Origin of the sequence: Hoylesella enoeca JCM 12259, from assembly GCF_000613405.1 — a bacterium.
Classification (GTDB): Bacteria; Bacteroidota; Bacteroidia; order Bacteroidales; family Bacteroidaceae; genus Prevotella; species Prevotella enoeca.
On the sequence record NZ_BAIX01000066.1, the window covers coordinates 1 to 8,250 of the forward strand.

At 44.4% G+C, this 8,250-nt stretch carries 3 protein-coding genes and 5 pseudogenes; 2 read left to right on the top strand and 6 right to left on the bottom strand.

What is annotated here, in order from left to right:
• Positions 1-151: 151 nt before the first annotated feature.
• The 3 genes and pseudogenes from JCM12259_RS11925 to JCM12259_RS15435 all read right to left on the bottom strand — a co-directional run bounded on the left by JCM12259_RS11925 (position 152) and on the right by JCM12259_RS15435 (position 4,003).
• On the bottom strand, positions 152-1,456 hold the full coding sequence (locus tag JCM12259_RS11925; protein ID WP_025066619.1) for an NCS2 family permease: 1,305 nt from the start codon (positions 1,454-1,456) through the stop codon (positions 152-154).
• Positions 1,456-2,240, bottom strand: a pseudogene (nudC, locus tag JCM12259_RS15430) (NAD(+) diphosphatase). Before nudC ends, JCM12259_RS11925 begins: the two are co-directional and overlap by 1 nt.
• Positions 2,241-4,003, bottom strand: a pseudogene (locus tag JCM12259_RS15435) (bifunctional metallophosphatase/5'-nucleotidase). It abuts the pseudogene before it with no gap.
• A 107-nt stretch (positions 4,004-4,110) separates the two neighbouring features.
• On the opposite strand from JCM12259_RS15435, the gene JCM12259_RS11940 reads away from it, so the two are divergent.
• The gene (locus JCM12259_RS11940; protein ID WP_025066620.1) at positions 4,111-4,797 is read left to right on the top strand and encodes a J domain-containing protein; all 687 of its coding nucleotides are present in this window, start codon (positions 4,111-4,113) and stop codon (positions 4,795-4,797) included.
• A gap of 200 nt (positions 4,798-4,997) precedes the next feature.
• On the opposite strand, the pseudogene JCM12259_RS15440 reads toward JCM12259_RS11940, so the two are convergent.
• Positions 4,998-5,354, bottom strand: a pseudogene (locus tag JCM12259_RS15440) (transposase); the annotation flags it as partial.
• Between the two features lie 381 nt (positions 5,355-5,735).
• On the opposite strand from JCM12259_RS15440, the gene JCM12259_RS11950 reads away from it, so the two are divergent.
• A complete protein-coding gene (locus JCM12259_RS11950) occupies positions 5,736-6,359 on the top strand; it encodes a DUF6563 family protein (protein WP_234396612.1) in 624 nt (207 codons plus the stop codon).
• Positions 6,360-6,398: 39 nt separating this feature from the next.
• On the opposite strand, the pseudogene JCM12259_RS11955 reads toward JCM12259_RS11950, so the two are convergent.
• A pseudogene (locus tag JCM12259_RS11955) lies at positions 6,399-6,689 on the bottom strand (transposase); the annotation flags it as partial.
• Positions 6,690-6,821: 132 nt separating this feature from the next.
• A pseudogene (locus JCM12259_RS17795) lies at positions 6,822-8,010 on the bottom strand (IS5 family transposase).
• Positions 8,011-8,250 lie beyond the last annotated feature (240 nt).

Consider the following 8,250-nt stretch of genomic DNA (forward strand, 5'->3'; position numbering starts at 1 on the left):
GAGTGTCAGGCACAAATAATCCGCGGTTTTTGCTTCCCGGAGTGTCAGGCAACAAAAAATCCGCGGTTTTTGCCTCCCAGAGTGTCAGGCAACGAAAAATCCGCGGTTTTTTGCTTCCCGGAGTGTCAGGCAACGAAAAATCCGCAGTTTCTTACCCGAATATGAAATTGATGACAAACAATACGGAGAGGACGAGAAGGGTGGGATTGAGCTGCTTGAATTGGAGGGTACAGAGCTTGACAATGACATAACTGAGAATACCGAGACAGATACCGTCGGCAATGCTGTAACATAGTACCATCGTAATCATTGTGATGAAAGCAGGGAATGCTTCGCTCACATCGCTGAGATCAATCTTCTTGACCGAGTCGATCATCAACACACCTACTAATACCAAAGCACCACTGGTGGCAGCACTGGGGATGAGCAGGAAGATAGGAGAGAGGAATAAAGCGATGATGAAAAGTAGTCCGACGAAAAATGAAGTCACACCCGACCGACCGCCTTCTGCTATTCCTGATGCACTTTCTACGTAGGTCGTAATGGTCGACGAACCGAGCATTGCACCGCAGGTCGTACCGATGGCATCGCTCATCATCGCTTCTTTCACGTGTGGTATGCTACCGTCAGCCCGCACAATACCAGTTTTATAAGCGAGACCTACGATGGTTCCGATCGTATCAAACACGTTAACGATGAGCAGACTGAATATTACGAGTAACGTCTGCAAGGTGAAAAAGTCTTTGAAATCGAACATACAGAAAATGGGTGACAAGCTTTGCGGAGCTGAAATGGGTATCCATCCATTGGGGATTTGCGTCACTCCGAGCGGAATTCCGACCAAAGTAGCCACGATAATGCCGTAAAACAATGAGCCTTTGACATTTTTGGCCATTAAAATTCCACTCATCAGAATGGCCACAATACCGAGAATGCAGGTGGGAGTAAATTTACCTAATCCTACGAATGTGGCTTCTTTGGCTACGATAATATCAGCATTTTTCAGTCCGATAAAGGCGATGAACATACCGATTCCAGCTGAAATAGAAAACCGCATATTCTTAGGAATACTCTCCAAAATGAGTTCACGGATATTGAAAAAGGTGATCAGAATGAAGATTACACCCTCGGCCAGCATGATGGCCAATGCTTGTTGCCACGTGTAACCCATCGCTAAACAGAGTGTGTAGGCAAAAAACGCATTAAGCCCCATACTCGGCGCTTGTGCAAATGGTAGTTTGGCCATAAACGCCAACAATAGAGTGGCGATGGCAGAGGCTAATGCCGTAGCTGTGAATAGTGCCCCTTTATCCATTCCGGTACTTGATAAAATGGTAGGATTGACAGCTAAAATGTAGCTCATTGTGAGAAAAGTGGTGGCGCCCGCAATGAGTTCGGTACGCAGTTTCATTGACTTGGCATCAAAGCCGAGCGCTTTTTCTAAAAGATTTTTCATTATTTTTCTGTATTAAAATGGTCGAGCCAATGATCGATCAGCTTACGGGCGATGCTCAATTTCTCGGGTATCTGCGGCAAACTGTCTTTATGATACCATCCTCCTGCGGCCAATTCGGATTGTTGCAAATGAATGGTTCCGCTGTCGTATTCGGCAAAGAATCCAACCATTAGCCACTGGGATAGGGCCAGGGTTGGCTTCCGAAATAGCGAAGATGCTTGATTGCGAGACCGATTTCTTCTTTTACTTCTCGTCTTACGGCTTCTTCTAAGGTCTCGCCGGTTTCTACAAAGCCTGCAACAAGACCGTAGAATGTGCCTCGGAAATTGCGGGCATGCACGAGTAAAATTTCATCGCCGCGACTGATCAGCACAATAACGGCCGTCGATAATTGTGGCCAAACTTCTTTACCGCATACAGTACAACGTTTGGAAATATCGGTATGGAGTTTCATCGGACCGCCACATACACCGCAAAAGCGTGTATTCTGATCCCAATAAAGAATTTCTTGGCACTTTCCGGCTTTATTGTATAGATTGATGTTGAGTTTGTAATAAGATGCGCGAAGCCCGCACATCTCATATCGCGGATCGTCAATGACGGGTATGTCGAGGCTTACGGCTCGTACTTCCGATCCGTCTTCAAACGGTGTGATAGTGTGAACAGTTGCCGAAGATTTTACAAAGGCGGGAGCGTTTTCGCTGAAAGGAATCGTGTAAGTGCCGTCGGACAACTTCTCTAAAACAATATCCGACTGGCAGAAAACAAACCAATATCGTTTCATTTATTTACTGTCTTTCGAGTCGATAGGCGTTCCGAAAATTAAGTTTTTATCTCGTTCGATAGCTGGTTTTGCCCAATCGTCGGGTACAAAACGCCAGTTCCGTGTGCTTTCGGATCCATTACGCCGACTTTCTCAATCTCTTTCATCAGATAATAACGCAGATCTCGCTCGCTCTCAAAGATGATACGGCGCTTCAATTCGTCGTGCGGAATACCGGCTCCTTTGGTCAACAGCTCGCCGCCTCCATTGCCTCGATAGCTATTCATGGCCACTTTATACCAGCGATTTTCATCGAATGGCTGTCCGTTGCTCATCCGCAGAATGCGCACTTTATGGCCATTGGGCTTGGTCACATCCACTTCATAGTCGATGCCGGCAGCACTGTCGAAGTTGAAAGCAAGGTTTTTGAATCCGAATCTTTGTTGATCTTCTTTAGCATGATCATTCATCAGCATGATGTGATCGTCAGGACTTGTCATCGTATTACACCAAAGATCGTAGCTCATCTCTAAGTGTTTGCGAATCTCTTTACCTGTCATCCGAAGCACATAGATTTGATTTTCGTATTTGTAGAGATTGAACATATCGCTCACGTGTACATCGCCTGCCTGGATACGCGTATCGAACGATAAGGGTGCATTGAATGAAATATCGGCTCCGGTGATCCTTAATTGCAAGTCGTGAATAAAATCTGTGAACGGAGCACTGCCAAAATAGCAGTCGCGTGTGTATATCGAGCGTTTGAAATGACCGATTTTGCGATTCACAAAGGCATTTACACTGTCAATCTCAGGCTTGAAATGGGCCATATAGTCAGCATCTATGGCTTGCTTGCTGATGTCGACAAGGTCGCCCGTTACATCTTTCCTGACCACTTTCTTGCCGTCTTTCGTGATCGTGATCATCGCATCGCTTACGAGATAAGCATTGCAGGAAGGGTCTAAACACAGCACTTTCTTCCCCCGTATATTCTTTATTACGTCACGATGCCGTGTGTGATCGTGTCCGTAAAGAATCAAGTCGAAGCCTGGTACCTGCTTAGCTACTTCAAGCGAAGCATCTTCGGCATAATTGGCTGTTTTGATTCCGCCGTCTTTTCCTGAGTGAAACAAACCGATGATGACGTCGGGATGCTCGTTTTTCTGCAAATAATCAACCCAATATCGGGCTGTTTTCACCATCTCATCAAATCTTAATCCGCTCCACAAACTCTCATTGAGCCAATTGGGAATAGCCGGAGTGAGCATCCCGATAACAGCTACTTTCACGCCGTCTCGATCGAGAATCGTGTAAGGATGCACATACGGTCGTCCCGTCTTCGTGTCGATAATATTGGCGCCGAGCATCGGACATTTCACCTCGCGTATCCATTTGTCATACACCTGATGCCCCGTCTCAACATCATGATTGCCCATTGTCTCGGCATCGTAGCGCATATAGTTGATCACCGAAGCCGCCACATTAGGCATTTCAGGCTTAACGAAATTACAATAATAGCACGTGGGTTGGCCTTGCAAGATATCGCCGTTGTCTAAAAGAATCAGATTGCGACCATAACTCTTGCGCAATGAGTTTACATAAGTGCTGACCCGAGCCAGCGAACCACCGCGTTCTTTGCGGCCGATAAAGTCGTAGGGAAAGAAACTTCCGTGCACATCGCTGGTCTGAATCACGCGGAGTCGCACCGTTTTAATCTTTGCCATTGTCGTAGATGAAGGTAATAAACCGAGCGTCAAGATCGACGCCAAGATCAGATTTCTCATACTTCTCATGCTTATTTGCGTGCAAAGATACAAAAAATGGTGTGGCTTAACATCAAGACGGCATAGTTTTTGCCAAACAGAAGATATAAATATAAGGAGACAAAATAATGGCATTTATAGACTATTACAAGATTCTGGGTGTAGCGCGCGACATTCCTCAAAAGGATGTTCGTAAGGCTTACCTCAAACGGGCGAAGTTATTTCATCCCGATTTACATCCCGATGACCCGAAAGCAAAAGCCAAATTCCAAGCCCTGACCGAAGCTTTCGATGTGATCAACGACCCTGAGAAGCGCCGGAAATACGATCAGTATGGCGAGCAATGGCGCAATGCTGAGGCCTACGAACGAGCCGGCGGCGGAACCGGTGGCACTTATCATTGGAGCGGTGGTGGTGGCGAAAGCCCCTTCGAAGGCTTTGATTTCAGCGGATTCAGTAGTGGCGGTGGTGGCTTCTCCGATTTCTTCCGCGACCTGTTTGGTGCGTCCGGGCGGGGCGGAACATCTCAGAGGAGTAGCCGAATGCGTTCGGGCGAGATGAATGCAACAGTCAACATCGATCTTTACACGGCTCTGTTGGGTGGCGCAGTGGTAATCCAACTCAGCAACGGGACGAAGATCAAACTCAAAGTAAAGGAGAATACACAAAATGGAGCAAAGGTTCGCGTGCGCGGCAAAGGTTATGATCGCGGCGACGGAACTTTCGGCGATCTTATCATCACATATCATGTGCAGCTCCCCACGTCGCTCAACGAGCGTCAAAAAACACTTCTGCGTGAAATGAGAGAAAGTTAACCGCCCTTACTCCTCCCGCATCTGCAATTACCAAAAAAAGATGGAAGAGCCACGTATGTGCCCTTTCAAGGCCTCTGCAAAACCTGCACCCTCTCAATTTTCGCCCATATACTCTTAGAAGAATGAATATTTTTGACCAAAAGATGCCGCTGGAGGTTATTTTTGAGTAGATAATAATCTTTTATCGGTGTATTTTCATATTATCTGATAGAATTTGACACAATAATCCCAGGTGCTCGGTATAAGTTGTAGGCAATGGATTCCATAATATGCTGCGCATGTGTTTTTGAAAGTCCGACGTATCTTGCTATTCTGGCACCAAACCATCTATGCATAGAACCAAAGGTACGTTCTACTTTGTAGCGTATCTTACTTATCGCAACGTTGATACGCTGCTGCCTTTCAGTGATTTCATGTCCTCTTGTTCCCTTATGCATGATACGACTTTTAAGTTTCATACGTTTGAGGGTTTCTTTGTTCTCCATCGAGTTATATCCTTTATCGGCATAGACAAGTGCTTTCCGTGGCAATTCAGCTTTCGTTAGGGGTGTTTCTATTTGTGAAAAGAATGTCTGCTTGACCTTTCTTTGCCCAAGGAATATGTCAGCAAAACTGGGAGAGGATAACTTCTGTTTCATACGATAAAGGTACAAAGAAAATTGAGATAGGCAAATTTCTTAATGGGTGATAGCAAGAGTTGACCTCCGTGTTGGAAGCGGACGTTCTTAGTGGAACTTATTATAGGGTTTGTTGTTACCATTTTATCTTAAAATATTTGTAAATTAGAAATTTATTATATACATTTGTGCTTTGGTGCTGGTTTTGTTCGTCACCTGATATTGTAATAAACCATTTAATAAGTTTCCAGATATATGAATTATAGCCTTCCATTCTTTCGTTTATCCGCAGTTCTTACATTTGTTTTTAATGCATTCATAATGAAAGCAGAAGCCCCTGATACGGTATTGCTTCCCCATGTTATTCAATATTGCATTTCTCATGAAGACCTTATAAACAACCGTTGGTCTGAGCTTCAGGTGGACGAACCTGCCTTTGTAAAAGATGCGAATGGTGAAAAAAAGGCGACCACAGAGCTATATTTTTTATTACAAAAGAAGTCTGTAAGAAAGGAAATTGGGAAAAAGGCGCTTGCTGTTAAATGCGATAGTACGTTTATGCTTAATTTACGGTCTCTTCGTATTGGTTTGGTAGGAGCTATGGGGCGCGATTTTGCACGGGCATATCCTTTAAAAGACGGGCGATACGTCATAACTTACTATGACGTGTCAAAAATGGGAGGGGCTTCCAGCATGGGTGTTATGGGAGGACTCATCGGGGCGACAATGATGTTGGCGGCTACTGAGAACATTCGCAGTAATTACGTTTGTTATCTTTTCACACCGGGGGTAAACAAAGTCGTGAGGATAAAGAATGATGTGTTGAAAGAGCTTCTTGTGGGGCATGATGATTTATTTGATGAATACAGTAAAATCGACAGATATGAACGCAACTTTGAGGGCATAATCTTGCCATTACTAAAACGAGCTAATCTTTTTCGGTAAAATCCCAAACAGATACGCCAGTTCGGGATAAGTATTGGCTTAGAATAGTTCCAATTGCCTACTCTTTTCAATACTCACTGGCAATGCCTCGGGCTTATCTATTATATATCGCTTTCGCAGCATCAGCTTGTCCCACAAGGGCATCAGCTTGTTCTTCATTTTAGCCTTTAGGCCATGAACGAGTTGGATACCTTGACAGAATAGACTTTCGAAGAGTTCTTGCTTAATATATCCTCTGTCAGCAAGGACCTTTCCATAGAGCACCTTTGTAAATACATTCCACACCCTGCTATCCCTGTCATCCACGTTGGCCCCCGTAAGACAGAATGAGGTCTCTGCAAAACCCACCACCCTCTCAATTTTCACCCATATACTCTTAGAAGAATGAATATTTTTGACTGAAAGATGCCGTTGGAGGTTATTTTTGAGTAGATAACAATCTTTTATCGGTGTATTTTCCCCTTATCTGATAGAATTTGACACAATAATCCCAGGCGTTCGGTATAAGTTGTAGGCAATGGATTCCATAATATGCTGCGCATGTGTTTTTGAAAGTCCAACGTATCTTGCTATTCCTGCACCAAACCATCTATGCATAGAACCAAAGGTGCGTTCTACTTTGTAGCGTGTCTTACTTATCGCAACGTTGATGCGCTGCTGCCTTTCAGTAATTTCATGTCCTCTTGTTCCTTTATGCATGATACGACTTTTAAGTTTCATACGTTTGAGGGTTTCTTTGTTCTCCATCGAGTCATATCCTTTATCGGCATAAACAAGTGCTTTCCGTGGCAATTTAGCTTTCTTCAGGGGTGTTTCTAAGTGTTTCATATCACTTTCATTGGCAGCTGTCGTTTCCTCGGCAAGCACCATTCCGTTTTCATCCGTTACCGTGTGACGCTTGCAACGCCATTGCATTTAACTTTCCTTTCGGTTTGGCGTTTGCTCATGTTGAGCATTTAACTTTCCTTTTGGTTTGACATTTGCAACACCGGAGCATTTAACTTTCCTTTTGGTTTGACGTTTGCAACGCCGGTGCAAGCCTCCCGCCAGTTGTCGTGGCGTCCGACTAAGCGAAAAAAGTATCTACGTTAGGCTTGACAACTTCTTTAAGCATGGCTTTCTCAAAAGCCTCTATGTTCTCACTCTCTTTTCTATCCTCAACGACCTCATAGCTCTTATGTCCACGGGGACGACGGGGAGTATTCGTAATGCTGGCATCAACAATGGCACCACGCTTTACAATGATTCCTTTAGCTTCCAATTGCCGATTAAACTCCGCAAGAAGTGTATCATACAAATCCGCTTCAACAAGAATGTTGCGAAAACGGCACACAGTAGTACTGTCAGGAACGATATTTTCCATGCCAAGACCTGCAAAACGGCTAAAAGACAGACGGTCGTTAACCTGCTCTTCAACTTCTCCGTCACTCAGACCATACCAGGTGCGGAGTAATTCAATCCTGAATAAAACAAGGCTGTCATAGCTGGGCCGGCCAGTAGACTTATAGCCTTTCGTATAAGCCACTTCTATTATAGCACGAATAGGTGCCCAATCAATGACTGTGTTTATTTGTGAAAAGAATGTCTGCTTGACCTTTCTTTGATCAAGGAACAGGTCAGCAAAACTGGGAGAGGATAACTTCTGTTTCATACCATAAAGGTACAAAAAATATTTAAGAAAGACAAATTATAGGAGGAGTTTTGCAGAGGTCTCATTCCATCTTTTCACCTTTTCACCAGCTTTGCAGGCCGAGTGAGAATTTCGAGCTCAATGTTTCATTGATTTGCTTAATAGGTTTCATGTTACTTGTTATTTTATGGTGAAAATGAATAGTTTGTGCTCGTCGGAGATTCTTTTTCGTCCATGCAGCTGGTGCGTGGCCCCGTCGGA

Excerpts from the sequence above, each read along its gene's own strand:
- JCM12259_RS11925 (WP_025066619.1), bottom strand. The coding sequence starts at position 1,456 with ATGAAAAATCTTTTAGAAAAAGCGCTCGGCTTTGATGCCAAGTCAATG.
- JCM12259_RS11940 (WP_025066620.1), top strand. The coding sequence starts at position 4,111 with ATGGCATTTATAGACTATTACAAGATTCTGGGTGTAGCGCGCGACATT.
- JCM12259_RS11950 (WP_234396612.1), top strand. The coding sequence starts at position 5,736 with ATGAAAGCAGAAGCCCCTGATACGGTATTGCTTCCCCATGTTATTCAA.